We start from the raw sequence: 25,284 nt of genomic DNA, 5'->3' as shown, positions 1-25,284 counted from the left end.
CGGGGGATGTCCGAACGCATCATCGCCGCCTGTGACGGGGCGGCCAAGGGAAACCCCGGCCCGGCCGGCTGGGCCTGGGTCATCGCCGACGCGGAGGGGCGCCCGGAGCGCTGGGAGTCCGGTCCGCTGGGCCGTTCCACCAACAACGTCGGCGAACTGACCGCGCTGCAGCGGCTGTTGGAGGCCGTCGCCCCGGGCAGCTCCCTGGAGGTGCGGATGGACAGCCAGTACGCGATGAAGGCCGTCACACAGTGGCTGCCGAACTGGAAGCGCAACGGCTGGCGGACCGCGGGCGGCAAGCCCGTGGCCAACCAGGATCTCGTCCGGGACATCGACGCCCTGCTGACCGACCGGGACGTCGAGTTCCGCTACGTCCCCGCCCACCGGGTCGGCGGCGACCCGCTCAACGCCATCGCCGACCAGGCCGCCAGCGACGCGGCCCTCACCCAGGAGGCCGCGGGTACCGCGCACGGCACCGCCGAGTGGCCGCAGCCCGCCCCGGAGCGCACCGGCCCGGCGCGCAAGCAGGCCGCCGCGCCCCGCAAGCGCCCGGGCGGCGCCTCGGGCTCGTCGCGCACCCTGAAGGCGAAGTTCCGCGGCACCTGCCCCTGCGGCACGCCGTACGCCGCGGGGGAGCCGATCACCAAGGTGGGCGCCCGCTGGGGCCACCCCGCCTGCGCGGCCACGGCCCCGGAGGAAGCGGGCCCGGCCTGACCGCCCCCGCGTGCGGGTGGCGCCGCGCGTACCTCGCGCAGCGGAGGGCACCGCCCAGAACCCGTGGTGGCCCTCGCGTTCCTCGCGATCTGGGTGAACGGCCTCATCGCCCTCTTCGACTGAGGCGAGCCGCCCCGGACGACCGGCCCCACAGCCCTACCGGCCGCCCGCCGGCGTCAGGCGGTGGTACGTGCCGTTCAGGTAGTGCTCGCCGATGTCGCGCAGCCGGTGCGCGGTGGACGAGCCGTGGGACGTCAGGACCCTCGCGTCGCGCCAGAAGCGGTCGAGGCCCGGGGCGTCGGCCAGTTCCAGGACGCGCGTGGTGATGTGCAGGGCCGCCCGGGCGGTCACGGTCTCGGCCGTGGCCACCAGGGCGGCGACGTCGGCGGGCTCGTCCACGTCGAGGTGCGGCCCGGCCTCCAGGGCGTTCGCCATCGATTCGGTGGCCCGTTCGACCACGGCGGCGGCCGTCCGGGCCGCGGACGCCAGCTCCCCGTACGCCAGCAGGAGGTCGGGGTCCCGGTCCGGTGACGGGCCGGGCGGGGGCTCGCGCAGCGGGTCGGGCGCCCGGCGGGGCGGCGGCCCGCTGCGGACCGCGTCGCGCGCCTCACCGAGGGCGCCCTCGGCGACCCCCAGCGCCACCTGGCACAGCGCCAGCCGGAGCGCGGGCCCGGCCAGTGCCGTGAAGGGCGCGGTCGACTCCGCGTCGTGCGGCCGGGCCCCGATCACCCGGCCCGGGGAGACGGCCACCCCGTCGAACGTCACCGACCCCGCACCGGCGACCCGCTGGCCCAGCCGGTCCCGCGCCGGTTCGGCGCGGACTCCGGGGTCGCCGCTCCGCACCCGTACCACCAGGAGGTCACCGGTCTCGGCGCACACCGCGTCCACCACGTACACGTCCGCGACCGTCACCGCCGTGTCCACCGCCGCGCGTCCCGTGAGCAGATGGCCGGCCCCGCGCGGGGTCAGCGTCAGCTCCGGCGCGCCGGGGCCCCCGACCGCGCCCGCCCACAGCCACCGCTCGCGCGCCGAGTCCCGTTCGAGGGCCGCCGCCTGGCGCCCGGTGCCGTAGAACCGCCCGCTCCAGGTGTGCGCGTAGTGGCGGGCGAGCACCTCGCCGACGGAACCGTCGGCGGTGGCGATCTCCCGCACGACCGCGCAGCCGGTGCGCCAGTCCGTGCCGCGGGCGCGACCCGGCGGGACCAGGGCGGCCGGCAGTCCGGCTTCCCGGAGCCGGGCCGTCTCGTCGGAGGGCGGCAGGCCCGCCCGGTCCCGGGCCACCGCGTCGGCGGCGAGGTCCTCCGCGACGTCCCGGGCGGCACGCAGCACCCGGCGGGGATCGCGGCCGCCGGCCGGCGCCGCGCGCTCGGCGGCGTCCGGTCCAGCGTCCGGTCCGGCGTCCGTTCCGGCGGAAGTCACGTCGGCGGGTTCGGCGGGTTCGGTGGCCGGCCGGGCGGCGAGGGGGGTGGCCGTGGTCATCTGGGGCACTCCTGAAGGTCCGGTGGGGTCGGGCTCTCGGGTACGGGTACGGGGGCGGCTTCCGGCCGGGGTCACGGCGCCACGCCCGCCTCCTCCCTGCCGGACGGGCCGGCGGCGTCCGGCGAGGCAACGGCCCCCGCCGGGGCGGCGCCGACCGCGGAGGGCGACGCCTGGCGGCGGTGCTCCCGGACCGCGTACGCCACGGCCGCCGCCCACAGCGCGTAGAGGAGGCCGTACACGGCCCACTGGGTGCCGTCGCCCGCCGCGAGCCAGTCGCTGCGCAGCAGCGTGCGGACGTTGGTGAGGATGATGAGTCCGCCGACCGCCGAACCGAGCACCCGCGGCGGCACATGGCGGACCAGCCAGGCGGCGAGGGGCGCCGCGATCAGCCCGCCGACGAGCAGGGCGACGGCCCAGGAGGCGTTGATCCCCTCCGAGCCGAGGCCGAGGAGGAATCCGGCGCTCGCGGCGACGGCCACCAGGAACTCGCTGGTGTCGATGGATCCGATGACCTTGCGGGGTTCCAGGCGCCCGCTCGCCAGGATGGCCGGTGTGCCGACCGGTCCCCAGCCGCCGCCCCCGGTGGCGTCGAGGAATCCGGCGACGACACCGAGGGGGGAGAGGAACCGCTTGCGCAGCGGCTTGCCCAGGTTGCCCGTGGGCAGCCCCATGAAGGTGAAGCGGCCGAGCACGTACACCCCGAGGCCGAGCAGGATCAGTGCCATCACGGGCTTGGCGAGGTCGGTCGAGAGCTGCGACAGGACGGTCGCCCCGGCGAACGCCCCGACCGCCCCCGGGATGCCGATCTTGGCCACGACGCGCCAGTCCACGTTGCCGAACCGCCAGTGGGCGGCGCCCGAGGCGAGCGTGGTGCCGATCTCGGCGAGGTGCACGGTCGCGGACGCGGCGGCCGGATTGGTGCCCACGGCGAGCAGCAGGGAGGTGGAGGTGACGCCGTAGGCCATGCCCAGGCTCCCGTCCACCAGTTGGGCGCCCAGCCCGGCAAGTGCCAGCAATATCAGGGTTCTCACGGCCACCTCACTGTTTCCCTAGTTTCCCTATCGGGTTGGTAGGGATAGTGATCGCACAGGAGCGGACGGGCAAGAGCCCGCCCGTATGGTGGACGAATGCGTCCCGTCAGGTGAGAAGGAGCAGGTCGGAGGCGTGCGACCGTGTCTCAGGGATTGGACCAGGCGGCCGGGTCCTCGGCCAGGGCGTGCACCTCGCCCGGAAGGTGACCGGACGCCACATCGGCCAGCGAGACACCCTCCAGGATGCGCCGGACGTTCGCCCGCAGCGCGATCCACAGGGGCAGCAGCGACTCGGCGGGCCCGCTGTACGACAGCTCCGGCGGCCGGACGTCCCGTACGGACACCAGCGGTCCGTCCACCGCGCGGACGACGTCGGCGACACTGATCTCGGCAGCGGGCCGGGCCAGTTGGTACCCGCCGTGCGCACCGCGCCGGCTGGTGACCAGACCGCCCCGCCGCATGTCGTTGAGGATGCCTTCGAGGAACTTGTGCGGAATGTCCTGCGCCTCCGCGATGGACTCCGCCTTCAGCGGTCCCTCGCTCTCGCCGGCGGCGAGCAGCAGGGCGGCACGCACCGCATAGTCCGCCCTGGCCGAGATCCGCATGGCGTCATTATCCCGTACGCCCCCACGGCCCGCCGCCCGCACGGCCCACGCGCCCCGATCAGCCGCGTGCCCGCGCCTCGGACGCCCGGCCCGGACGCCCGGCTCAGGCCCTGGACCCGGGCTCTCCGGCCTCGGCCTCCTTCTCATGGGCCCGGTCCTCCACGGAACCCACGACATCCGCTCCGGCCGACGGGCCGTCAGGGGCCGCCGCCCGGGCGGGGGACGGGGCGGGGCTGACGGCGGCGATCGCCGCCCCGGCGACCAGGGACGCGACGGCGAGCATGCTGCGCTTCTTCATGCCCTGTTCAACTCCCGAGCGTCGACACCGTTACGCCGCCCGACCCGCCGAACGGTTGTTCCCGCCCTGCTCCCCGTGTCCGGCCCCCGGGGTGCGGGCGCGGTGGCGGGGCGGTAGACACGGGAAGGTGCAGACCTTCCTGCCGTACCCGCGGTTCTCCCGGTGCGCCGAGGCGCTCGACCCGCGCCGCCTGGGCAAGCAGCGCGTCGAGGCGCTCCAGGTGCTGCGCGGGCTGACCGTGCCGGGGTACGGCTGGCGCCGCCACCCGGCCGTACGGATGTGGACCGGCTACGAGGAGGCCCTGGTGCGCTACGGGCTGGAGGTGTGCGGGGCGTGGACCCTCCGGGGGCACCGCGACACCTGCGCCGCCTCGCTGCTCACCGGCTTCCACGCCGTACACCCCGGTGCGCCGGTCCGCACCCAGGAGGAGCTGGCCGCGCTCGGCGAGACACCGCCCTGGCTGGGCGACCCGGACTTCCACCGGAGCCACCAGTCGGCCCTGCTGCGCAAGGACCCGGACTTCTACGCGGACCGCTTCACCGGCGTACCGGACGACCTGCCCTACGTGTGGCCGGGCTCCGACCGGGACGGCTGCTGACGCACCCCCCGGTGGCAGCGGCCTTTACCTGTGCCATACTCGGCCGCGCTCCAAGCACATCGCAGTCGGGGGATCATCGTTGAGGTTCGAGCACACCCGTAGGGGTGCTGTCCGCGGAGGCGCCGCCACAGGCGCCTCCAGAGGCTTCGCCGCATGAGCGGCATAGCCCTGACGGCACCGTACCTGGACACCGACGCGGACCAGCTCTCGTTCGCGCTCGGGCGGTCCCCGCGCGAGGCGCTCGCCGTGCGCGACCTCACCGTCGGCGGCATCGACGTGCAGCTCCGGCTGCTGGGCGCCTCCCACCAGGTGTTCGCCGGACCGGTCGGGGAGACCGTCGCCTGCCTGCCCGGTGTCGAGGGCGGCCTGCCGGACACCGAGACACGGGACGTCGAGGGCTGGCAGTACGCCTTCACCGCCCGCGTACACGTGTGCGGGCCCGGCGAGTTCGGCTCCCGGGTGGCCCGGATCCGGGACCTCTCGGAGGACCACCCCCGGGCGCTGCACGGAGTCTTCCCCGGCTCCCCGGACGCGGTCACCGCCCTGATCTTGGAGCCGGAGACCGCCGGACTGAGCTGGCGCACCTGGCACACCTACCCGCAGAGCCGCCGGATCGTGGCGACGCACACCCGGCTGGAGGCCCGATGAAGACCGCTCGACGCATCACCGCGACGCTCCTCGCGACGGTGGCGCTCGCCGCCTGTTCCAGCGACTCGGACGACGACGACGGCGGCAACGCCGTACCGGCCGGCTGGATCCGCGGCACGTACTCCTCCAGCGGTACGGGCTATGTCGACCGGACCGACCCGGTCTCCAAGGTCTCCGACGAGATACACGGCAACACCAGGTCCGTCGACCGGATCGCCGACGGGCGGATGGCCTTCCTCCGCTACCGCGACGACATCGTGGCCATCAGCCCGCACACCAGCGGCCGGGGCAGCCTGATCGAGATCGACGACTACCGCACGGGCTACAGCCGCTGGCGCACGCACCTCGGCTCCTGGCCGGACCCCAGCAGCGCGTCGTTCCGCGGCGGCGGTCCCGGCTCCGGCAAGTGACGCGCCGGGCGCGGCCCTCCGGGGCCCGCCCGCCGCCCCCGTACCTCCCGCAAACCCCGTCCCGCCCGTTCCGCCCGTCCCGCCCGTTCCGTCCGGACTCCCCGACGACGTCCCCGAAAGGCACACCGTGACAGAGATCTACGAGTCGGCAGGCACCGCCCTGCTCTACGGCCTCGTCGGCTTCGTCGTGATGGTGGTCGGCTTCATCGCTCTCGACCTCGTCACTCCCGGCAAGCTCGTCCATGTGGTGTGGACCGAGCGCAACCGCGGCGCGGCGGTCCTCCTCGCCGGCCAGACCCTCGCCATCGGCCTGGTCATCGAGGAGTCCATCCGGGCCAGTGAGTCCGAACTGGGCCTCGCCCAGGGCCTGTTCAGCACCCTGCTGTACGGCCTGGCCGGTGTCGCGGTGATGACCTTCATCTCCGTCGTCGTCGGGCTGCTCACCCCCGGCCGGCTGGGCCACGCCGTCCTCGACGACAACGGCACCAGCCCCCACCCCGCCGCCTGGGTGCAGGCGGCCATGTACCTCGGCACGGCCTTCATGGTCGGCGCCGCCGTCTCCTGAACCACCCATGAGCACCACCGCCCAGGACGACCGCACCACCCCCACCGCCACCGCGGCCGGCCCGGCCGCCGCGACCGGCGCCGGCACCGCACGGCCGGCGCCGGCGTACCCCCGGGGCACCCGCTTCCTGCTGCTGCTCGCGGTGTTCGTCTGCGCGGCCTGCGGCCTGGTCTACGAACTGGCGCTGACGGCACTGGGCAGCTATCTCATCGGCAACTCCGTGATGCAGACCTCCGTGGTCATCTCCGTCATGGTGTTCGCCATGGGCATCGGTTCGCTGGCCGCCAAGCCCCTGCAGCGGCGCGCGGTCGGGGCCTTCGCCCTGCTGGAGATCCTGCTCGCGCTGGTCGGCGGGCTGTCGGTGCTCGTCCTGTACGTGGCGTTCGCCTGGCTGCGCCTGTACATGCCGGCGATGGTGGTGGTCTCGTTCGTCGTCGGCCTCCTGGTGGGCGCCGAGATCCCGCTGCTGATGACGCTGCTCCAGCGCATCCGGCGCCAGGAGGCGGGCAGCGCCGTCGCCGACATGTTCGCCGCGGACTACGTGGGCGCCCTGGTCGGCGGCCTCTGCTTCCCGCTGCTCCTGCTGCCGGCCTTCGGCCAGCTCAAGGGCGCGCTGGTGGTGGGGGCGGTCAACGCCGTGGCCGGGGTGGTCGTGGTGCTGTGGATCTTCCGGCGCGAGACCCGGCGGGCGGTGCGGGCCGGACTGCTGGCGGGCGCCGCCGCCGTGCTCGCCGTCCTCGCCACCGTGTACGTCCTGGCGGACGACATCGAGGTCACCGCGCGCCAGCAGCTGTACCGCGACCCGATCGTGCACGCCGAGACCACCCCGTACCAGGACATCGTGGTCACCCGGTCCACCGCCTTCACCGGCGAGCAGGACACCCGGCTCTTCCTCAACGGCGACCTGCAGTTCTCCTCCGTGGACGAGTACCGCTACCACGAGGCGCTCGTCCACCCCGCCCTGTCGGGCAAGCGCTCCTCCGTGCTGATCCTGGGCGGCGGTGACGCGCTGGCCCTGCGTGAGGTGCTGCGCTACGACGACGTCGACGCGGTGACCCTGGTCGACCTCGACCCGGCCATGACCCGGCTCGCGCGGACCTTCGCCCCGCTGTCCGGCCTCAACGGCCACGCGCTGTCCGACCCGCGTGTCACCGTCGTCCACGCCGACGCCTTCAACTGGTTGCGGGACGCCACCCGCCGCTACGACGCGGTGCTCATCGACTTCCCCGACCCGGACACGGCCGCGCTGGCCAAGCTGTACAGCGTGGAGTTCTACCACCTGCTGGGCCGGGTGCTGAACCCGGAGAGCCGGGTGGTGGTGCAGGGCGGCTCACCGTTCTTCGCGCCCAAGTCGTACTGGTCGATCGCCGCCACCCTCAAGGAGGCGGGCTACGCCACCACCCCGTACCAGGTCGACGTGCCCAGCTTCGGCAACTGGGGCTACCTCCTGGCGGCGCCCGGCGCGGACGGGCCGCCCCCGGCGCTGCGCCTGGCGGGGGACGCCCCGCCCCTGCGGTTCCTCGACGACGAGGTGCTGGCCGCGGCCACGGTCTTCCCGGTCGACCGGCGCCCCGCCGATGTGCGGGCGAGCACCCTGATGGACCCGGCCGTGCTGGAGTACACGCGCCACGAGTGGCGGAACTACTGACGCTCGCCCCGCCCGGGGGAGGGGCCCCGGTCGCGAAGACGGCGGCGGGGCCGGCCGCGGGTGAGCGGCCGGCCCCGTGCGGCACGGAGGTGCGGAAGGATCAGTACGGGCCGTTGACGTTGTCGATGGAGCCGTAGCGGTCGGCCGCGTAGTTGCAGGCGGCGGTGATGTTGGCGACCGGGTCGTAGGCGTCCTTCGCCGTGCCCGGCACGTGGTACGCCTCGAAGGTGGGCGCGATGACCTGGAGCAGGCCCTTCGAGGGGGTGCCGGCCGCCGCGTTGGAGTCCCAGTTGTTGATGGCGAGCGGGTTGCCCGAGGACTCGCGCATGATGTTGCGGTGGATGCCCTCGTAGGTGCCGGGGATGTTGTGCTGGGCCATGATGTCCAGCGCCTCGCGGATCCAGCCGTCGAGGTTGTCCGGGTACGAGGTGGTCTTGGCGGCGGCCTGGACGGCGGTGCGCTCGGCGGACCGGTCGGCCCGCTCGGGCGCCGCGGCGCGGTCCGCTGCGGCCTTCGCGCCGAGGGTGAGCTTCAGCCCGGGGCGGATCAGGGACGGGTCGGCGCCGACGGCCTCCCGGTTGTCCTCGTACAGCTTCTTCCAGCCGCCGGCCACGTCGTGCTCGTCGGCGATCGAGGACAGCGAGTCGCCGGCGACGACCGCGTACGTGGCGGGGGCGGCGGCCTTGACGGGGGCGGCCGGGGCCGCCTGGGCGGTGGTGGCGCCGATCACGGGGAGCGCGAGGGCGGCGCCGCCCGTGCCCGCGGCGATGAGCCGGCGGGCGAGCGGGTTGTTCCTGGGACGACGGTGCTTACCCTGTGCGGGCATGGCGAATTCCTCTCCGTCGCCTGCGAGGTGAGCTGTCGGGTTCGGGCTGGAGATGCCCGGCCGGGCTTTCACCGCGGCTTCACCCCTAGCCGTCCCCGGAGTGTTCCGGAGACGGCGTCCTACCTGGTTCCCCCGCTCCTGCCGTGCGTACGTGAGTTGGGTGGGTTCCCGGACGGCGGCAGGATTCGGCGGTCCATCCGGATTGAGGGGACCGTAAACGAGAGAAGCCCGGCGGAACAAGGCGCGGATTTCCGGGCGCTGTTGATCCAACTCGCCTGGTGAACCGTCAACTTCACAGTCGGCAGAAGGGAATCCGCACCCCCGGGCGGAGCTGCCTCGCTGAGTTCCGGTGATTCTTGTCACGCCGGGGAAAGGCAACCAACAAGTCCCTTATGTTGCCCGCAATATGGCTATGAGCCAGCGTTAACGGCAAAGCGCCCAAAAGAGAGTAAAACGGGCGCGGCGGAGCAAGTCACCGCCCGTGCATCCCGGTCGGCCGCCGGTTACTCGCGGGGAACGCCGCAGGTGAACTATGGTGAGCGCCTCGATCATCTTCCCTGTGGATCCCAGGACAAAACGGTCCTGGCGGGCATGATCGAAAGGTGTCCTGTCAACCAGGACGCGGATTGTTAGTGCAGGGCGACGTGATGTCGGCAACTCCGCCACCGTCGGCTCCGTACGGGCCGGCGAGGCCTCGTCCTGTCACCCCCGGATCCGAGGCGTTGGCCGCTCTCTCATTCACCTACCTCGACGAAGGCAAGGCAGAGATGGCACGAGTCTCCCGACAGCGGTCCGCGACGCGGACGCACCCCGTCGACGAGCTGCTTCCCCTCCCCAAACTCACCCTTTACGGATTTCAGCACATTCTCGCGTTCTACGCGGCCGCGGTCATCGTCCCCGTTCTCCTCGGCAACGCCCTCGGCCTCTCCCGCGAAGAGCTGGTCCACCTGATCAACGCCGACCTGCTCACCTGCGGAGTGGCCACCGTCATCCAGGCGCTCGGCGTGTGGAAGATCGGGGCGAAACTCCCCCTGGTGCAGGGCGTCACCTTCACCGCCGTGTCCCCGATGGTCGCCATAGGAATCGGCGCGGGCGGCGGAACGGCCGGTCTGCTCGTCGTCTACGGCGCGGTCATCACCGCCGGAATCGCCACCTTCCTGTTCGCCCCGTTCTTCGGGAAACTGGTGAAGTATTTCCCGCCGGTCGTCATCGGCACGATCCTCACCATCATCGGGCTGACCCTGATCCCGGTGGGGCTCCAGGACGCGGCGGGCGGCGCCCATCTGAGGGGCGAGCCCGAGTACGGCTCCGCCAAGAACCTCGCGTACGCCCTCGGCACCCTGCTGCTCGTCCTGGCCGTGGTGCGGGTGGGCAAGCCCTTCCTCAGCAGCCTCGCCGTGCTCTTCGGGCTCACCGGCGGCACGGCCGTCGCCTGGTTCCTCGGCGACGCCCACTTCGGCGGGGTCGGCGAGGCGGACTGGTTCGGCGTGACCACACCCTTCCACTACGGCATGCCGAAGTTCGAACTGCTCCCGATCATCGCCATGGTCGTCGTCATGCTGATCACCATGGTGGAGACGACCGGCGACGTGTACGCCATCGGCGAGATCACCGGCAAGGAGGTCGACGGCGACACCGTCACCCGCGCCCTGCGCGCCGACGGCGCGGCGACCGTCCTCGGCGGCGTACTGAACTCCTTCCCCTATGTCGCCTTCGCCGAGAACATCGGCCTGGTCCGGATGTCCCGGGTGGTGAGCCGGTTCGTGGTGGTCGCGGCCGGGGTCTTCATGATCGTGCTGGGGCTGCTGCCCAAGGCCGGCGCCCTGGTCGCCGCGGTCCCGCACCCCGTCCTCGGCGGAGCGGCCATCGCCATGTTCGGCATGGTCGCCACCGTCGGCATCCAGATCCTCGGGAAGGTCGACCTGCGCGAGGAGCGCAACGCCCTCGTCCTGGCCGTCAGCCTCGGCGCGGCGATGCTCCCCTCGGCGGTCGGGCCCTTCTTCGAGCGGATGCCGGACGACGTCCGGGCGGTGCTCGACAGCGGCATCACGCTCGGCGGGCTCACCGCCATCACGCTCAACCTCTTCTTCACCGCGTTCGGCCGCCGCCGGGCCACGGAGATCGACTGGGAGGAGTACCAGGACCAGGAGGAGAAGCAGGAATACGGGGGATACGGGGGGTACGGGGGCGACGGCACCCCGCCGCCGGCCGCCGGCGCCGCCGCGCGCTGACCCGCCCGTACCCTGCCCACGGCCGCGGGCCCGTACGCGGCCCGAGACCGCGGTCCCTGCCCTGCCACGGCTGCGGCCGCCCGGAGTTTCCCGGGCGGCCGCGGCCTCAGTGGCCCGCCGGGCCGAACGGGGACTCCTCGCCCACGTCACCGATCAGGTCCCAGAAATGGTCGACCAGCCGGTGCAGATAGGCGGAGCGCTCCGCCGCCACCTCCCTCAGCCGCGCGTCGTCGTTCCGCGCGACCAGGTGGCCCATGTACCGCTCCGAGAACGCGGCGAACTCGGCGTGCATCGTGCGCAGCGCGTCGCCCACCAGCGTCTCGTTCACCACGACGATCTCGGCGACCGGGGCCACCCGGGTCTTCCAGCGCCCCTCCAGGGCCGCCCGCAGGTGCTCCGCCAGCTCCTCGTCGCGCCCCATGATCCCGACCAGCTTGCGCAGGGACAGCCCGAGCGCGTCCACCAGGGCCCGCGTCTGCCGCAGGTCGCCGTCCCACCGGCGGGCCGTCTCCGCCGCGCGGTACGCGCCGGGGTCCATCCCGATTCGGTACGCCACCCGCTCCACGCTCAGACCGCGGGCCAGCCGGTGTTCGGCCAGGGTGCGCGGCTCCACGCCCATCAGCGTGGTCGGCGCGCACCACAGCACGTCGGCGAGCGCGAAGAGCTGGGGCTCGGACGGCACCTGGGCGCCCTGCTCCCAGGCGGTCACCAGGCCCGGGTGGACGGGGACGCCGCATGCGGCCATCGCCCGGGCGACCTCGGCGGTGCCCAGCCCGACGCGGGCCCGGGCCGCGCGGGCCTCGGCGGGGGAGAACGGAGTGCTGTGCACGGAACACACACCTCACGGCGCCCGGCGAGCGCGGGGCGCTGGGGGAGAGGGACGGGTGGACGAACATCCGGGAGCGGGCAGGCTAACAGACCGAGGATTCGTGTGAACGTCTCATTCTGCCTTTGATCTCAAGGCGTGATGTGGGTGTCCACATGAAAGACAGGGATGGAAGCGGTCATTCTCGCCTCAATCGAAGGTTGCTGTCCGCTGGCCGGAAGCTCCCGGCCGGTAGTCGGACGGACGCGCTCCGCCACCGTCGCCCCGATCCCGGGCCGTGTCACCAGGACACGTCGTCCAGCAGCAGCTCGACCGGCTGCCGCGGCCCCGCGTCCGGGGACTGCTCGGTCCACATCACCTTGCCCGTGGGGGTGTAGCGGGTGCCCCACCGCTCCGCGAACTGCGACACCAGGAACAGCCCGCGCCCGCCCTCGTCGGTGGTGGCGGCCCGCCGCAGGTGCGGGGAGGTGCTGCTCCCGTCGGACACCTCGCACACCAGGGTGCGCTCGTACAGCATCCGCACATGGATCGGCTCGGAGCCGTAGCGGATCGCGTTGGTGATCAGCTCGCTGAGCATCAGCTCCGTACTGAACCCGATCTCGTCCAGGCCCCACTCCTCCAGCTGCCGCCCGCACGCGGCGCGCACCCGGGAGACGGCCTCCGGGTCGCGCGGCACGTCCCAGTCGGCCACCCGGTCGCGGTCCAGCAGATGGGTGCGGGCCACCAGCAGCGCGATGTCGTCCCACCGGTGCGGCGGCAGCATCGCGTCGAACACCGCCTGGCAGGTCTCCTCCGGCGTACGCTCCGGACGGCCCGACAGGGTGTCCCGCAGCAGGCGCAGCCCGGTGTCGACGTCCCGCTCGCGGTGCTCGATCAGCCCGTCGGTGTAGAGGACCAGCCGGGACCCCTCGGTCAGCCGCACCTCGGCCGTCTCGAACGGCAGGCCGCCCAGGCCCAGGGGCGGGAACACCGGCACCTCGGGGCAGTCCACCACCCCGTCCGGCCGCACCACCGCCGGGGCGAAGTGCCCGGCCGTCGCCATGGTGCACCGGCCGGACACCGGATCGTAGATGGCGTACAGGCAGGTCGCGCCGGTGATCCCCTCCCCGTTGCCGTTCCCGCCCTCCTCCTGGTCGATCCGGGACACCAGCTCGTCGAGGTGGCCCAGCAGCTCGTCCGGGGGCAGGTCCAGCGCCGAGAAGTTGTGCACCGCGGTCCGCAGCCGGCCCATCGTGGCGGCGGCGTGCAGCCCGTGCCCCACCACGTCACCCACCACCAGCGCCACCCGCGCCCCGGGCAGCGGGATCACGTCGAACCAGTCGCCGCCCACCCCGGCCTGCGCCGGGAGATACCGGTACGCGATGTCCAGCGCGCCCTGCTCCGGCAGCACCCGCGGCAGCAGGCTCCGCTGGAGCGTCACCGCCATGGCGTGCTCCCGGGTGAAGCGCCGCGCGTTGTCGATGGCGACGGCCGCCCGCGCCGCCACCTCCTCCGCGAAGGCCACGTCCTCCTCGTCGAAGCGCTCGGCCCGCTCCGAGCGCCAGAAGTTCGCCATCCCCAGCACCACCCCGCGCGCCTGCAGGGGCACGGTGACCAGCGAGTGGATCCCGTACGCCAGCGCCTCGCCCGCCCCGCGCGGGTCCTGCGCCCGCCAGCCGTGGGCCAGCCGCAGGTCGGACTCCAGCACCGCGTGCCCGGCCGCCAGGGCCGCCGCCATCGGGGTGTCCGGTCCCGCGAACCGGATCGGCTCGCCCACCGGCTGGAGCGGGTGGTCCGCGCGGATGCCGCTCACCGCCGTGCGCCGCATCTCGGTGTGCACCCCCGACGGCTCCTCGCCCCGCAGCACCGGGTCGAGCAGCTCCACCGTCACGAAGTCGGCGAAGCCGGGCACCGTCACCTCCGACAGCTCCTCGGCGGTGCGCACCACGTCCAGCGTCGTCCCGATCCGCACACCCGCCTCGTACAGCAGCTTCAGCCGCTCCCGGGCCACCTCCGCCATCCCGGACACCGCGCGCAGCTCCGTGGTGTCCCGGAGCGTGGCGACCGTGCCGGAGGCGCCGCCGTAGGGGGCGGTGGGCCGGGTGTTCACGGCCAGCAGGCGCTCGCCCGCCAGGTGCACCTCGTCGGTCACCGCCCGCCCCGAGGCCAGCAGCGCGGCGGTGCCCTCGTCCAGCCCCAGGTCCGTGACGTGGCTCCCCTCCGCGTCCGGCGGCAGGTCCAGCAGCCGGCGGGCCTCGTCGTTGGCCAGCGTCAGCCGGGCGTCGTCACCGATGATCAGCACGCCCTCGCGCGTCGCGTGCAGGACGGCGTCGTGGTGTTCGTACATCCGGGTCATCTCGGTGGGGCCGAGGCCGTGCGTCTGGCGGCTCAGCCGCCGGCTCACCAGGGTCGAGCTGCCCACCGCCAGGACGAGCGCGGCGGCGGCCGAGCCCAGCAGGACCGGCAGGTGCCGGTTGACCGCGTCGCCCACGTTCTCGATCGACACACCGGCGCTGACCAGGCCCACCACCGTCCCGCCGTCCTCCCCGACCGGCACCACGGCGCGCGCCGCGTCGTTCGGCGCGCCCGTGAAGATGTCCGTGAAGCCGTCCCCCGTGGCCGCGCGCTCCACGCCCTCGGCGCGCGTGCCGATCAGCCTCGGATCGCTGTCGGCCAGCCGCACCCCGCCGGGCGTCATCACCGAGATGAAGTCGAGGCCCGAGCCGTCCCGGGCCTCGACGACCGCGCTCTGGAGCGCCGCGGTGGGATCGGGGCCGGTCAGCGCCGTCACCGTGCCCGGGGCGTCCGCGAAGGACTCGGCGGCGGCCAGCGACCGCCGCTGGGCGCTGCGCTCCCCGTCGTACCGCGCCTGCACGGCCAGGCCGACCACGGCCGCCGCGATGAGCAGCACCGCGACCAGCACCTGGAGCAGCAGCACCTGTCCGGCGACGGTGTGCACACCGGGCCAGGAGCGCACCCCGTCGCGGGGCGGGCGGTGCGCCCCTCGCGGCCTCGGCCGGGCCTGAGCGCCGGGCCCGCGTCCCGGGGCCGGGCGGCCCGACGCTCGCCTGGTCCGTCCGAGACGTCCGCTCATGCCCCATTTCTAGCACTGCATCCACCCGCGCAGCGACCGCGAGCGGCCCGTACGCGGCACCGCTGAACGCTGCGGCCTCCCCGTCCGTACCCAGGGGCGGACGCGTCCCCCGGCCGCCGACGGCGACCGGAGTCCCGAACCAGCAGCAGGAGCAGCGGAGTTGAGTCACAGGCGCATACCCAAGCGAAAAGCCGTCCTCGCGGGAGCGGGGGCGGTCGGCATTGCCGCGGCGGCGATCCTGCTGCCCAACGCCAACGCCTCCCAGTCCGGATCCGCCGCACCGCAGCAGGTCACCGCCACGACCATGAGCGCCGCGTCCGCCGCGCGGGTGGCCGGGCAACTGGGCGAGTCCCTCGGCGACTCCTACGGCGGTGCGTACTACGACGCCGCCAAGAAGCGGCTCGTCGTGAACGTGGCCGACGGCGACAAGGAGGACGCCGCCCGGGTCGAGCAGGCGGGCGCGGTCGCCCGCACCGTACGCAACAGCACCAGGGAACTGACGTCGGCCACCCGGACGCTGTCCCGCGAGGCCGGCATCCCCGGCACCGCGTGGGCCGTCGACCCCCGGACCAACCAGGTCCTGGTCACCGCCGACCGCACCGTCACCGGCGACCGCTGGAACACCCTGGAGTCGGCGGTCGAGGACCTCGGGCCGGGCGTGGCCCGCATCCAGAAGTCCAAGGGCGAGTTCAAGACGTTCGTCGACGGGGGCGACGCCATCTTCGGCGGCGGCGCCCGTTGCTCCCTCGGCTTCAACGTCACCACCCAGGACGGGCAGAACGGCTTCCTCACCGCCGGGCACTGCACCGCCTCGTCCCAGGAGTGGACCGACGAGAACGGCGCCCCGCTCGGCACCGTCCAGCAGAGCGTCTTCCCCGGCGAGGGCGACTTCGGCCTCGTCACCTACGACGACCCCGCCACCGAGGCCCCGAGCGTCGTCGACGTCGGCGGCGGACAGACCCTGCAGATCAGGCAGGCCGCCGACGCGGCGGTCGGCCAGCAGGTGTTCCGCATGGGCAGCACCACCGGCCTGCGGGACGGCCAGGTCACCGGCCTCAACGCCACCGTCAACTACCCGGAGGGCACCGTCACCGGACTCATCCAGACCAATGTCTGCGCCGAGCCCGGCGACAGCGGCGGCTCCCTGTTCACCCGGGAGGGCGACGCGGTGGGCCTCACCTCGGGCGGCAGCGGCAACTGCGACGTGGGCGGGGAGACGTTCTTCCAGCCCGTGACGACCGCGCTCGCCGCGGTCGGCGCCCGCATCGGCGGCTGACCCTGGGCCCCGGAGCCCCGGGCCCCCGGACCCCGGGGCCCCCGAGCCCGGGGTCCTGGGCCCGGGCCCGGAGCCCGGGGCCTCGGCCACCCGGCCATCCGGCCACCCGGCCATCCGGCCCGGTGGCGGGCACCCACCCGCCACCGGGCCAACCCGGGCCCGCCCCACCGGGTCCACTCGCCACCGCCCACCGGGCCCACTCGCCACTGCCCACCCGGGCCAACTCGGGCCCGCCCCACCGGGCCCACTCGCCACCGCCCCACCGGGTCCGGGCCCTTCCGGGTTACGCGCCCGGGATCAGCAGCAGTGGCATCGGCCGCCTCCCCGCCCCGGCCCTCCGGCGGGGCGGGGTGCGGCGGCCCCGCGCCGCCACCAGCGTGAGTGTCGCCAGCGCGACGGCCGCACCGGCCAGTTCCAGGGGCGTCACGCCCGCTCGTCGCCGTCCCGTCATCGTTCCTCCCTCGTACAGCCCACCGGATCCCCCCCACCCTCCGCCCGCCCGCCCCGGCGCGGCCGCCCCACCGGGCCGCATGCCGCTCGTTCGGCCCAGTGGGTCACCGCCCCGGGCTCCGCCGGCCGGGGGAATCCGGGTGTCCGCGCCCCCGCCGGGCGCGCGGCGTCCTCCAGGGTGTGGGGCATGCCCTCGTACTCCTCCACCGGTGTGGCGCCCGCGCCCACCGCCTCCCCCTCCCCGGCGCTCCCCGCGCCCCGCGCGGGCGGCCCGCTCGCCGGGCGGATGTTCACCGCGCTGCACGACCGCAAGCTCGTCTACAACGCCTGCTGGGAGGACCCGGCACTCGACCGCGAGGCGCTCGGCATCGTCCCGGACGACCACGTCCTGGTCATCACCAGCGGCGGCTGCAACGCACTGGACTACCTGCTCGCCGGGGCCGGCCGGGTCACCGCCGTGGACGTCAACCCGCGCCAGAACGCCCTGCTCGAACTGAAGGCCGCCGGTGTCCGCCGGCTCGCCCACGCCGAGTTCTTCGAGCTGTTCGGCACCGGCCGCTCACCGCGCGCCGGGGAGATGTACCGCGACGCCCTGCGCCAGGACCTGTCGCCCTTCGCGCGGCGCTACTGGGACGGCCACATGGACGCCTTCGCCGGCCGGGGCTGGCGCGACTCCTTCTACTACCGGGGCACCTCCGGCCTCCTCGCCAAGGGCCTGATGCTCTTCCTGCGGCACTGCAAGGGCCTCGGCCCCCACCTGGAGGAGCTGCTCGACGCGCCCACCCTCGCCCACCAGCGGGACCTGTACGAGTCCCGCCGGATCAGCGACCGGCTGCGCTCGGCCACCCGGCTAGCCTCGCGGCCGCTCGCGCTCAGCCTCGCCGGCGTACCGCCCGAGCAGCGGCGCGAGATCGCCGAGGAGTACGCGGGCGGCACCGCCCAGCTGGTGCACGACGGGCTCGACGCCATCCTCGGCCGGCTCCCGCTGGCCGACAACTACTTCTGGCGCGCCTACATCACCGGCTCGTACACGCCCGAGTGCTGTCCCGAGTACCTCAAGGCCGCCAACTTCGCCCGGCTCCGCGAGGCCCTGCCGCGCCTCGACGTGCGCACCGCGACCGTCACCGGCCACCTCACCGGGGCGGTGGACCGCCCGGACGTCTCCAAGTTCGTGCTGCTGGACCACATGGACTGGATGGGCTGGTGCGACCAGGCCGGGCTGGCCGCCGAGTGGCAGGCCATCGTCGACGCGGCCCGCCCCGGCGCCCGGGTGATCTACCGCAGCGCCGGCCTGCGCACCCGCTACCTCGACCCCGTACGCGTCGTCCACGACGGCCGTACGCGCCGGCTGACCGAGCTGCTCCACCGCCACCCGGAACGCGCCGCCGCGCTCCACGAACGCGACCGGGTCCACACCTACGGCAGCTTCCACATCGCCGACCTGCCCTGACCGGGGGACCACCCATGGCCATCCGCACCGACCGTCCCACCACCGGCCGTTTCACCGCCGGCCGTCTCCGCACCGACCTGCGGACCATCCGCCACATGGCCTTCCCGCGCGTCACGGGCAGCACCCCCGCCGAGCGCATGGAGTCCTACTACCGTTCGGCCGCCACGGACTACGACGCCTTCCGCGAACGCCTCCTGCACGGCCGCCGCGACCTGATGCGGCTGCTGCCCGCCCGGCCCGGCAGCCACCTCGTCGACATGGGCGCGGGCACCGGCAGCAACATCGCCCACCTCGACGACCGCCGCCGCGCGGAGTACCGCCGGATCACCCTCGTCGACGTGTCGGCGTCCATGCTGGCCGTGGCGCGGCACCGGGTCGCACGCTCCGGCTGGCACAACGTCGAGACCGTCCACGCCAGTGCCACCGACTACCGGCCGGAGGACGGACCGGCGGACGTGGTGATGTTCTCGTACGCGCTGACGATGATGCCCGACTGGTTCGCGGCCGTCGACCACGCCCGCGCCATCCTCCGGCCCGGCGGCACCCTCGCCGTCTGCGACTTCTACGTGTCGCGCAAGCACCCCGGCCGGGGCGCCCGCCACGCGGCGTGGCGGCGGCATTTGTGGCCCGCCTGGTTCGGCCACAACGACGTCTTCCTGTCGCCGGACCACCTGCCCTACCTGCGGGCCCGGTTCACCGCCGTCCACGAGGAGGAGCGCCTGGCGCCCGTGCCGTACCTGCCCGCCCGGGTGCCCTACTACCTCTTCGTCGGCACCAGGGACTGAGCCGCCGGACGCAGGGCCGGGACCCACCAGTTGGCCCGGCCCAGCAGGGCCATCAGCGCCGGCGCCAGCAGCAGCCGGATCACCGTGGCGTCCACGAGCACCGCCACCGCCAGGCCCACGCCGACGACCTTCAGCAGCAGCAGCCCCGACGCCGCGAGCGCCGCCATCACCACGACCACCACCAGCGCGGACGCGGTGAACAGGCCCGCCGTCCGCTGCACGGCCCGCGCCACCGCCGCCTTCGTCGGGGCGCCCGCCGCGTGCTCCTCCACGGTCCGCGACAGCAGCAGCACCTCGTAGTCCATCGACAGGCCGAACGCCACGCACAGCACCAGCACGGGCACCACGGTGTCCGTCACCCCGGTGGGCGTGACGCCGAGGAGCCCGCTCAGCCACCCGTCCTGGAACACCAGCACCATCACCCCGAACGAGGCGCTCAGGCTCAGCACATTGAGGACGAGCGCCTTCAGCGGCAGCACCACACTGCGCGTGCACCACCCGAGCAGCAGCAGGGTCACCACCGCGATCAGGGACAGCGCCGGCACCAGCCCGGCCCGGATCGTGTCGCCCAGGTCCGCCAGCCAGGCCTGCACCCCGCCCACCAGCACCGGCACCGGGGACGACAGGGCGCGGACCTCCCGCACCACCCGCGTCCCCTCCGGGGTCGAGGGGCCCGCCCCGGTGACGACGGCCGCCCAGCTGCCGGCCGCCGACGCGTACCCGTGGCCGGGCGGCGCGGCGCCCACCCGGCGGCCCTCCCGGTACGTGCCGGTCGCCGTCTCCACCCGGGTCACACGGTCCAGCGCGGACAGCCGCCGGGCGTAGCCGTCCAGCGCGACGGCGCCCGCGCGGGCGTCCAGGCCGGGCAGCACCACCTGCACCGGGTCCAGCGCGTGGTGGTCGAAGTCCCGCCGCACGGTGTCGGACGCCTGGCGCGTCGCCGAACCGGCGGGCAGCGCCCGGTCGTCGAACGTCCCGAACCGGGCCCCGGCGAACGGCAGGACCAGGGCCGTCAGCAGCGCGCCCAGCACCAGCGCCACCGGCACGGGCCGGCGCATCACCGCGTACGCCAGGCGGTACCAGCGGCCGTCGTCCCGGCCGGCCCACAGCGGCCGGCGCCGCCGTACCGACAGGGCGTCGATCCTCGGGCCCAGCAGGAGCAGCGCCGCCGGGAGCGCGGTGAGCGCCAGCACGGCGCTCAGGCCCACCACGGCGATCCCGCCGTACGCCACCGACCGCAGCATGCCGAGCGGGAAGACCAGCAGCGCCGCCAGGCCGGCCATCACCGTCAGCGCCGAGCAGACCACGGTGCGGCCCGTGGTGCACACGGTCGCCAGGAGCGCCTGGTGCACCGCCTCGGCCGCGTCGCTCTCGCCCCGGTAGCGGGTGCGCTCCTCGCGGTAGCGGGCCATCATGAACAGACTGAAGTCGACCGCCAGCGCGAAGCCGAGGGCCGTCGCCAGGTTCAGCGAGATCACCGACACCGTCGTCAGGTGCGACAGGCCGTGCAGGAACGCCACGGCGCCCACCACCGCGCACACCCCGACCAGCAGGGCGAGCCCCGCCGCGACGACCCCGCCGAAGACCACCACCAGGACCGCCGCCGTCAGCGGCGCGGCCAGCAGTTCGGTACGCCGCAGATCCAGCCGGCTCTGCCGCTCGATGGCGAGACCCACCGGGGTCGCCCCGGTCGCCGCGACCTCCAGCGGGCCATGACGCCCCGTCAACTCCTCCAGCAGCGGCTCCACATACCGCTGCGCGGACGCCTCGTCGCTCGCGACCCGCAGCAGCACCAGCGCCGCGCCCCCGTCCCGCCCGCGCAGCGGGGCCGCGCGATGCTGCCAGTACGAGCGGACCTCCACCACCCGGGGCAGCCGCCGCGCCCGCTCCGCCAGCCGGTTCCCCGCCGCCACCACCGCCGGATCGTCCACCGAACCGCCGGGCGGGGCCTTCGCCACCAGAGAGACGGTCGGGCTGCCGCCGCGGAACGAGGTGGTCAGGGCGTGCTCCGCCCGCGCCCACTCGGCGCCCGGGGCGGTGGTGCCGCCGTGGTGGAGGGTGCCGCTCACCCCCACGGCGACCGCGGCGGCGGCGAGCAGCGCGCAGCCGGCCACCACCAGGACGCGGACGGGGAAGCGCAGCACCAGATCCGCGAGGGAGCCGAGGGGGTCGGCGGGCCACAGTCGCGGACGCCTTCTCACCGTGCCGTGCCGCACGCCGCCTCCTCCGTCTCGACGCCGGGACCGCACGGGCCGCCGCCGCTCATACGCCGCCGGGCTCGGGGTCGGCCTGCGGACGGGCGTGGCCGGGGGAACCGGCCCGGGTGTGGATGAACAGCTCCTGCCGTCCGGGCGGCGCGGACCGGCGCTTGGGCAGCGGCAGTTCGTACCGCACGTGCCGGTGGTGGTCGGCCATCTGCCGCCCCACGTTGTAGACGCTGCCGAACTTCCACAGCATCCGCGCGAAGTTGGTCTGCCCCCGGGCCAGGTTGCGGCCGAGGACGCTCATCGCGCCGATGGCGTTGCGCAGCCCGAGGTGCTTACGGTTGAGCACCGCCTGGGTGCGCACCAGCTCCCGGTAGAACTCCTCCAGCGGCAGCGTGGTGGGGACGACGGCGTGCTGGATGTCGAAGAGGCGGTAGTCCCGGGTGGTGAGCTGGCGGGACTCGGTGTGCCAGATCTCGGTGCCCGGGTAGGGGGTCATCACCGTCAGGTGCACGATCTCGGGCACGGACAGCGCGAACTCGCGGACCAGGCGGAAGCGGTCGGCGTCCCAGGCGGGGTCGACGATGAGGTTGATGGCCACCATGATGCCCAGCCGGCGGGCCGTCTCCAGGGCGCGGAAGTTGTCGTCGGGGCTGACCCGTTTGCGGTAGAGGTCCAGTCCCTCGGCGTCCAGGGCCTCCATGCCGAGGAACATGTACCGCAGCCCGAGCCGGGTCCAGCGGGCGAAGACCTCCTCGTTGCGCAGCAGGACGTCGCTGCGGGTCTCCAGGTAGTACTGCTTGCGGATCCGGCGCCGCTCCAGCTCGGCGGCGATGCCGTCGCCGTGCTCGGGGCGGATGAAGGCCACGTCGTCCACGATGAAGACGTTGGGCTCCCGGATCGACGCCATCTCCTCCGCCGCCGCCTCCGGGGACGCCTTGCGGTAGCTGCGGCCGTAGAACGTCCACGCGGAGCAGAACGAGCAGTCCCAGGGGCAGCCGCGGGTGAACTCGATGGACGCGCACGGGTCCAGCTCGCCGATGAAGTAGCGGTTGCGGCGGCGCATCAGGTCCCGGGCGGGCCGGGGGCTGTCCAGGTGGTCCAGCAGCTTGGGGGCGGGGCCGCGCCCCTCGGGGCAGACGACGCCCGGGACGTCCTTGACCCCGCCGTCGCGGGCCGCCGCGAGGAGGGGTTCGACGGCGGGCTCGCCCTCGCCGCGGACGATCGCGTCGACCGCGCCCTCGGCCTGTTCCAGCACGTGCTCGGCGATGAACGACACGCTGTGCCCGCCCAGGAAGACGAAGCAGCCGGGCGAGGCGGCCTTGGCGCTGTGGGCGATCTCGAGGGCCTCGGGGATGTTGGCCAGGTAGTTGAGCGAGATGCCCAGGGCCTCGGGCGCGAACGACCGCAGCTCCCGGTCCAGCAGCTCACGCGAGAGGACCTGGAGGTCCACCACCCGCACCTCGTGCCCCGCGTCCCGGGCCGCCGCGGCCACACGCTCCAGTCCCAGCGGCTCCAGCCGCAGGAAGATCTCCGAGTACATCAGGGCACTCGGATGGACCAGCATCACACGCATCTCAGTCTCCAGCCGACGGCGGCGCGGGGGAGCTCCCCCCACCATTTCGGCCTCTTTGGCTGGATGCGTGCGGTAGCCACGCCGGTCCGGCCGTACGGGCGGGCCCGTACGGGGGCGCGTGCGGGGGCACCTACGGGGGCGCCGACAGGGACGAGAGGGGGCGTCAGCCGGCCGGGGCCTTCGCCGACGAGACCAGCACGCCGACCTTGTCGATGCGGTGCTCGGGGTTGCCCAGGGCGTCCCGCCAGAAGTTGCCCGCCGCGTCGTCCTCGGGCGTCGCGCACGTCGAGAGGGTGATCATCGCCTTCACGGGCCGGGCGCCCGGCTCGCCCGGGACGGCGGCGCGCTGCTCGGCGAGGGAGCGCGCGGAGCGGAACGACGTCGTACGGGTCTCGGTGATCCGGTACTCGTACACCGTGCCGTCCGCGGTGACCCGTACCGTGTCGCCCTCCTTCAGGGCCGGCAGGTCGCGCAGCGGGGCGCCCGCGGAGAGCCGGTGGGCCGTCACCAGGTAGTTGCCCTTCTCGCCGGGGCCCACCCCGCCCTCCGGGCCGTACGGGCTCGCCGCCACGCCCCGGTCCTGGATCCTGGTGCCCGCCCGGTCGTCGGTGGTGCCCTGGTACGGGACCACCTTCAGCTCCTCGACGCCGATCGCGGGCACGGACAGCACCGCCGGTCGGGTGCGGGCCGTCTCCGCGGGCGGAGGCTCGGGGGAGGGCGCGGCGGGGGCCGCGACCGCGGGGGAGAAGGGCGGTGAGGAGGCCGGGGAGCCGGCGGCGGTCGCCACGGCCGGGGCCTCGGTGGCACCGCTCCCGCCGGTGGCGCAGCCGACGAGCGCGACGACGAGCGCGCTCGTGAACAGGGCGGAGGCGGTACGGGGACGGATCATGAAGTTCCGGATCGGTGGCCGGGGCGGCTCGGCGCCCCGGACGGGACAGGTCCTCCCAACGTAAACCGGACATCTCGCAATGAACAGGCCCCGCGACGCCCGGTGACCGCACGTGCGGGTGCGGTCACCGGGCGTCGCGGGGTCGCAGGTCGCGGGCGCCCCGGACTCAGCCGCTGCCCCGCTGGGCGCGGCGGGCGGCGCGGCGGCGCTTCAGGGCCCGCCGCTCGTCCTCGGTCGTGGCGCCCCAGACCCCCGCCTCCTGCCCGGATTCGATCGCCCATTCCAGGCACGCGTCCCGCACGGGGCAGCGGCGGCACACCTTCTTGGCCTCCTCCGCCTGAAGGACCGCCGGGCCCGTGTTCCCGATCGGGAAGAAGAGGTCGGGGTCCTCGTCGCGGCACACCGCCTGCTGACGCCAGTCGTTCATGGGGCTCTCCCGGTCCGTCGATGGCAACTCCGTGGATGTTTCGCTCTCATGCGGGTCGCCGGGACGGGCGGACTTGAAACGGGTGACTTCCAGATCGCCTCAACTCGCCTGTACGCGAAGCCTCACGGGCGGTTCCGCCACCGGCTCCGGCAGGCGCAGGCCGTTGCGGCCGGGAGTGAGCGAACCGAGGACGCTCGCGTGCCGGGCGCCGGTGCACGCCGGGACGGTCCCGGCGAGCCCATGCACCGTCAGAAACCCCAGCACCGCGAAGGCGTACGCCTCCTTCGCCCCCGGCGGCAGCCCGAACTCGCCCGAGTCCCGCAGCGGCACCCCGCCCAGCTCCGCGCGCAGCCCGGCCATCAGCACCGGATTGCGGGTGCCGCCGCCCGAGGCGACGACCTCCGTCGCCCCGGCCCGGCGGACCGCGTCCGCCACCGTCCGGGCGGTGAGCCGGGTGAGGGTCGCGACCACGTCCTCCGGCGGCAGGGCCTCGAACCCGGCCAGGGCGTCCCGCAGATACGGCAGGTGGAACAGCTCCTTGCCGGTGGTCTTCGGCGGGTCCAGGGCGTAGTACGGGTCGGCCAGCAGCCGCCGCAGCAGCTCCCCGTCGACCCGGCCCCGGGCGGCCAGCGCGCCGCCCTCGTCGAACCCGTACCGGCCGCCGGTGAAGTGCCGCACGGCCGCGTCGATCAGGGCGTTCGCCGGGCCCGTGTCGAACGCCGCCGGAGGCGCGCCGTCCGGGGCGACGGTGATGTTGGCGATGCCGCCCAGGTTCAGCGCCACCGGCACCCCCGGCCGCCCGCGCAGCCAGAGCACGTCCACCATGCTCACCAGCGGCGCCCCCTGCCCGCCCGCGGCCACGTCACGGGTGCGCAGGCCCGACACCACGGGCCGGCCGGTCGCCTCGGCGATCCACGCGGGCTCACCGAGCTGCAGGGTGCCGTGCACGGCGCCGCCCTCCGACCAGTGGTAGACGGTCTGCCCATGGCTGACCACCAGCTCGGCGCGCCCTCCGCACAGCTCCTCGTCGGCCCGTACCGCGAGACGCGCGAACGCCCGGCCCACCCCGGTGTCCAGCCGGCACACCTCCCGCATGCTCGTCGTCGCCGGCGGCAGCGCCCCGGCCAGCGCCTCCCGCAGCTCGCCGGGGTAGGGGGCGGACACCGTCCCCAAGGGCGTCAGCACCAGGGTGCCGCCCTCCAGCCACAGGTCGGCCGCCGCCGCGTCCACCGCGTCGTACGACGTCCCCGACATCAGCCCGACGATCCGCATGGC

Annotated in this window: 23 protein-coding genes and 1 riboswitch; of the genes, 10 read left to right on the top strand and 13 right to left on the bottom strand. The window is 74.3% G+C overall.

The features are described from left to right. Positions 1-6: 6 nt before the first annotated feature. Positions 7-714, top strand: coding sequence for a ribonuclease H (locus ACF08D_RS17655; protein ID WP_392223542.1), 708 nt, complete (start codon positions 7-9; stop codon positions 712-714). A 156-nt stretch (positions 715-870) separates the two neighbouring features. Here the strand turns inward: ACF08D_RS17655 and ACF08D_RS17650 are convergent, their stop codons facing one another. The 4 genes from ACF08D_RS17650 to ACF08D_RS17635 all read right to left on the bottom strand — a co-directional run bounded on the left by ACF08D_RS17650 (position 871) and on the right by ACF08D_RS17635 (position 4,127). Next, positions 871-2,193 (bottom strand): acyl-CoA dehydrogenase, encoded by a 1,323-nt coding sequence (locus ACF08D_RS17650; protein ID WP_392223541.1) that lies wholly within the window; start codon positions 2,191-2,193, stop codon positions 871-873. 71 nt (positions 2,194-2,264) lie between these two features. Beyond that, positions 2,265-3,224 (bottom strand): sulfite exporter TauE/SafE family protein, encoded by a 960-nt coding sequence (locus ACF08D_RS17645; RefSeq protein ID WP_392223540.1) that lies wholly within the window; start codon positions 3,222-3,224, stop codon positions 2,265-2,267. A 146-nt stretch (positions 3,225-3,370) separates the two neighbouring features. Then, a complete protein-coding gene (locus ACF08D_RS17640; protein WP_392223539.1) occupies positions 3,371-3,829 on the bottom strand; it encodes an RrF2 family transcriptional regulator in 459 nt (152 codons plus the stop codon). Between the two features lie 103 nt (positions 3,830-3,932). Continuing rightward, a complete protein-coding gene (locus ACF08D_RS17635; RefSeq protein ID WP_392223538.1) occupies positions 3,933-4,127 on the bottom strand; it encodes a hypothetical protein in 195 nt (64 codons plus the stop codon). 127 nt (positions 4,128-4,254) lie between these two features. Here ACF08D_RS17635 and ACF08D_RS17630 point away from each other — a divergent pair, with 127 nt between their 5' ends. From ACF08D_RS17630 to ACF08D_RS17610, 5 genes are all read left to right on the top strand, one after another. After that, on the top strand, positions 4,255-4,725 hold the full coding sequence (locus ACF08D_RS17630; RefSeq protein WP_392223537.1) for an MSMEG_6728 family protein: 471 nt from the start codon (positions 4,255-4,257) through the stop codon (positions 4,723-4,725). Between the two features lie 153 nt (positions 4,726-4,878). Then, positions 4,879-5,373, top strand: coding sequence for a DUF2617 family protein (locus ACF08D_RS17625; protein ID WP_392223536.1), 495 nt, complete (start codon positions 4,879-4,881; stop codon positions 5,371-5,373). Continuing rightward, on the top strand, positions 5,370-5,783 hold the full coding sequence (locus tag ACF08D_RS17620) for a DUF4247 domain-containing protein (RefSeq protein WP_392223535.1): 414 nt from the start codon (positions 5,370-5,372) through the stop codon (positions 5,781-5,783). The genes ACF08D_RS17625 and ACF08D_RS17620 overlap by 4 nt, the downstream gene beginning before the upstream one ends. 127 nt (positions 5,784-5,910) lie before the next feature. Further along, a complete protein-coding gene (locus tag ACF08D_RS17615) occupies positions 5,911-6,348 on the top strand; it encodes a DUF350 domain-containing protein (protein ID WP_392223533.1) in 438 nt (145 codons plus the stop codon). A gap of 7 nt (positions 6,349-6,355) precedes the next feature. After that, on the top strand, positions 6,356-7,996 hold the full coding sequence (locus ACF08D_RS17610; RefSeq protein WP_392223532.1) for a polyamine aminopropyltransferase: 1,641 nt from the start codon (positions 6,356-6,358) through the stop codon (positions 7,994-7,996). 100 nt (positions 7,997-8,096) lie between these two features. Here the strand turns inward: ACF08D_RS17610 and ACF08D_RS17605 are convergent, their stop codons facing one another. Next, positions 8,097-8,822, bottom strand: a complete 726-nt coding sequence (locus ACF08D_RS17605) for a transglycosylase SLT domain-containing protein (protein WP_392223531.1) — start codon at positions 8,820-8,822, stop codon at positions 8,097-8,099. A 4-nt stretch (positions 8,823-8,826) separates the two neighbouring features. Next, a riboswitch (cyclic di-AMP (ydaO/yuaA leader) is annotated at positions 8,827-9,023 on the bottom strand. A gap of 566 nt (positions 9,024-9,589) precedes the next feature. Between ACF08D_RS17605 and ACF08D_RS17600 the strand changes: the two genes are divergently transcribed. Then, positions 9,590-11,053: a nucleobase:cation symporter-2 family protein gene (locus ACF08D_RS17600; protein ID WP_392223530.1), complete on the top strand. Its 1,464-nt coding sequence runs from the start codon at positions 9,590-9,592 to the stop codon at positions 11,051-11,053. 106 nt (positions 11,054-11,159) lie between these two features. Here the strand turns inward: ACF08D_RS17600 and ACF08D_RS17595 are convergent, their stop codons facing one another. After that, a complete protein-coding gene (locus tag ACF08D_RS17595) occupies positions 11,160-11,882 on the bottom strand; it encodes a transcriptional regulator (RefSeq protein ID WP_392223529.1) in 723 nt (240 codons plus the stop codon). Between the two features lie 277 nt (positions 11,883-12,159). Continuing rightward, positions 12,160-14,952, bottom strand: coding sequence for a SpoIIE family protein phosphatase (locus ACF08D_RS17590; RefSeq protein WP_392223528.1), 2,793 nt, complete (start codon positions 14,950-14,952; stop codon positions 12,160-12,162). A gap of 160 nt (positions 14,953-15,112) precedes the next feature. On the opposite strand from ACF08D_RS17590, the gene ACF08D_RS17585 reads away from it, so the two are divergent. Next, the gene (locus ACF08D_RS17585; RefSeq protein WP_392223527.1) at positions 15,113-16,228 is read left to right on the top strand and encodes a S1 family peptidase; all 1,116 of its coding nucleotides are present in this window, start codon (positions 15,113-15,115) and stop codon (positions 16,226-16,228) included. A gap of 283 nt (positions 16,229-16,511) precedes the next feature. Here ACF08D_RS17585 and ACF08D_RS17580 read toward each other — a convergent pair whose 3' ends face one another. Then, on the bottom strand, positions 16,512-16,679 hold the full coding sequence (locus ACF08D_RS17580) for a hypothetical protein (protein WP_392223526.1): 168 nt from the start codon (positions 16,677-16,679) through the stop codon (positions 16,512-16,514). 186 nt (positions 16,680-16,865) lie between these two features. On the opposite strand from ACF08D_RS17580, the gene ACF08D_RS17575 reads away from it, so the two are divergent. Next, positions 16,866-18,128, top strand: coding sequence for a DUF3419 family protein (locus tag ACF08D_RS17575; protein WP_392223525.1), 1,263 nt, complete (start codon positions 16,866-16,868; stop codon positions 18,126-18,128). A 14-nt stretch (positions 18,129-18,142) separates the two neighbouring features. Further along, positions 18,143-18,913, top strand: coding sequence for a class I SAM-dependent methyltransferase (locus tag ACF08D_RS17570; RefSeq protein ID WP_392223524.1), 771 nt, complete (start codon positions 18,143-18,145; stop codon positions 18,911-18,913). On the opposite strand, the gene ACF08D_RS17565 is transcribed toward ACF08D_RS17570, so the two are convergent. From ACF08D_RS17565 to ACF08D_RS17545, 5 genes are all read right to left on the bottom strand, one after another. After that, positions 18,886-21,129 carry an MMPL family transporter gene (locus ACF08D_RS17565; RefSeq protein WP_392223523.1) on the bottom strand — a complete coding sequence of 748 codons (2,244 nt, stop codon included), beginning with the start codon at positions 21,127-21,129 and terminating at the stop codon, positions 18,886-18,888. The two genes, ACF08D_RS17570 and ACF08D_RS17565, sit on opposite strands and share 28 nt — an antisense overlap. A gap of 46 nt (positions 21,130-21,175) precedes the next feature. Next, positions 21,176-22,693: a hopanoid C-3 methylase HpnR gene (gene hpnR / locus ACF08D_RS17560; RefSeq protein ID WP_392223522.1), complete on the bottom strand. Its 1,518-nt coding sequence runs from the start codon at positions 22,691-22,693 to the stop codon at positions 21,176-21,178. A 163-nt stretch (positions 22,694-22,856) separates the two neighbouring features. Then, a complete protein-coding gene (locus ACF08D_RS17555) occupies positions 22,857-23,582 on the bottom strand; it encodes a class E sortase (RefSeq protein ID WP_392223521.1) in 726 nt (241 codons plus the stop codon). Positions 23,583-23,748: 166 nt separating this feature from the next. Continuing rightward, positions 23,749-24,009 carry a WhiB family transcriptional regulator gene (locus ACF08D_RS17550; protein WP_392223520.1) on the bottom strand — a complete coding sequence of 87 codons (261 nt, stop codon included), beginning with the start codon at positions 24,007-24,009 and terminating at the stop codon, positions 23,749-23,751. 99 nt (positions 24,010-24,108) lie between these two features. Then, on the bottom strand, positions 24,109-25,281 hold the full coding sequence (locus tag ACF08D_RS17545) for an anhydro-N-acetylmuramic acid kinase (RefSeq protein WP_392223519.1): 1,173 nt from the start codon (positions 25,279-25,281) through the stop codon (positions 24,109-24,111). Between the last annotated feature and the right edge of the window lie 3 nt (positions 25,282-25,284).

It is taken from the genome of Streptomyces sp. NPDC015131, from assembly GCF_043079975.1.
In the GTDB taxonomy this organism is placed as follows: domain Bacteria; phylum Actinomycetota; class Actinomycetes; order Streptomycetales; family Streptomycetaceae; genus Streptomyces.
Note: the sequence above shows the minus strand (reverse complement) of the source record. Positions and strands in the feature narration are given on the sequence as shown.

What these genes read in the sequence shown, in the direction of transcription:
- ACF08D_RS17655 (WP_392223542.1), top strand. Translation starts at nt 7, where the DNA reads ATGTCCGAACGCATCATCGCCGCCTGTGACGGGGCGGCCAAGGGAAAC.
- ACF08D_RS17650 (WP_392223541.1), bottom strand. Translation starts at nt 2,193, where the DNA reads ATGACCACGGCCACCCCCCTCGCCGCCCGGCCGGCCACCGAACCCGCC.
- ACF08D_RS17640 (WP_392223539.1), bottom strand. Translation starts at nt 3,829, where the DNA reads ATGCGGATCTCGGCCAGGGCGGACTATGCGGTGCGTGCCGCCCTGCTG.
- ACF08D_RS17635 (WP_392223538.1), bottom strand. Translation starts at nt 4,127, where the DNA reads ATGAAGAAGCGCAGCATGCTCGCCGTCGCGTCCCTGGTCGCCGGGGCG.
- ACF08D_RS17625 (WP_392223536.1), top strand. Translation starts at nt 4,879, where the DNA reads ATGAGCGGCATAGCCCTGACGGCACCGTACCTGGACACCGACGCGGAC.
- ACF08D_RS17620 (WP_392223535.1), top strand. Translation starts at nt 5,370, where the DNA reads ATGAAGACCGCTCGACGCATCACCGCGACGCTCCTCGCGACGGTGGCG.
- ACF08D_RS17610 (WP_392223532.1), top strand. Translation starts at nt 6,356, where the DNA reads ATGAGCACCACCGCCCAGGACGACCGCACCACCCCCACCGCCACCGCG.
- ACF08D_RS17605 (WP_392223531.1), bottom strand. Translation starts at nt 8,822, where the DNA reads ATGCCCGCACAGGGTAAGCACCGTCGTCCCAGGAACAACCCGCTCGCC.
- ACF08D_RS17600 (WP_392223530.1), top strand. Translation starts at nt 9,590, where the DNA reads ATGGCACGAGTCTCCCGACAGCGGTCCGCGACGCGGACGCACCCCGTC.
- ACF08D_RS17590 (WP_392223528.1), bottom strand. Translation starts at nt 14,952, where the DNA reads ATGAGCGGACGTCTCGGACGGACCAGGCGAGCGTCGGGCCGCCCGGCC.
- ACF08D_RS17580 (WP_392223526.1), bottom strand. Translation starts at nt 16,679, where the DNA reads ATGACGGGACGGCGACGAGCGGGCGTGACGCCCCTGGAACTGGCCGGT.
- ACF08D_RS17575 (WP_392223525.1), top strand. Translation starts at nt 16,866, where the DNA reads ATGCCCTCGTACTCCTCCACCGGTGTGGCGCCCGCGCCCACCGCCTCC.
- ACF08D_RS17570 (WP_392223524.1), top strand. Translation starts at nt 18,143, where the DNA reads ATGGCCATCCGCACCGACCGTCCCACCACCGGCCGTTTCACCGCCGGC.
- hpnR (WP_392223522.1), bottom strand. Translation starts at nt 22,693, where the DNA reads ATGCGTGTGATGCTGGTCCATCCGAGTGCCCTGATGTACTCGGAGATC.
- ACF08D_RS17555 (WP_392223521.1), bottom strand. Translation starts at nt 23,582, where the DNA reads ATGATCCGTCCCCGTACCGCCTCCGCCCTGTTCACGAGCGCGCTCGTC.
- ACF08D_RS17550 (WP_392223520.1), bottom strand. Translation starts at nt 24,009, where the DNA reads ATGAACGACTGGCGTCAGCAGGCGGTGTGCCGCGACGAGGACCCCGAC.
- ACF08D_RS17545 (WP_392223519.1), bottom strand. Translation starts at nt 25,281, where the DNA reads ATGCGGATCGTCGGGCTGATGTCGGGGACGTCGTACGACGCGGTGGAC.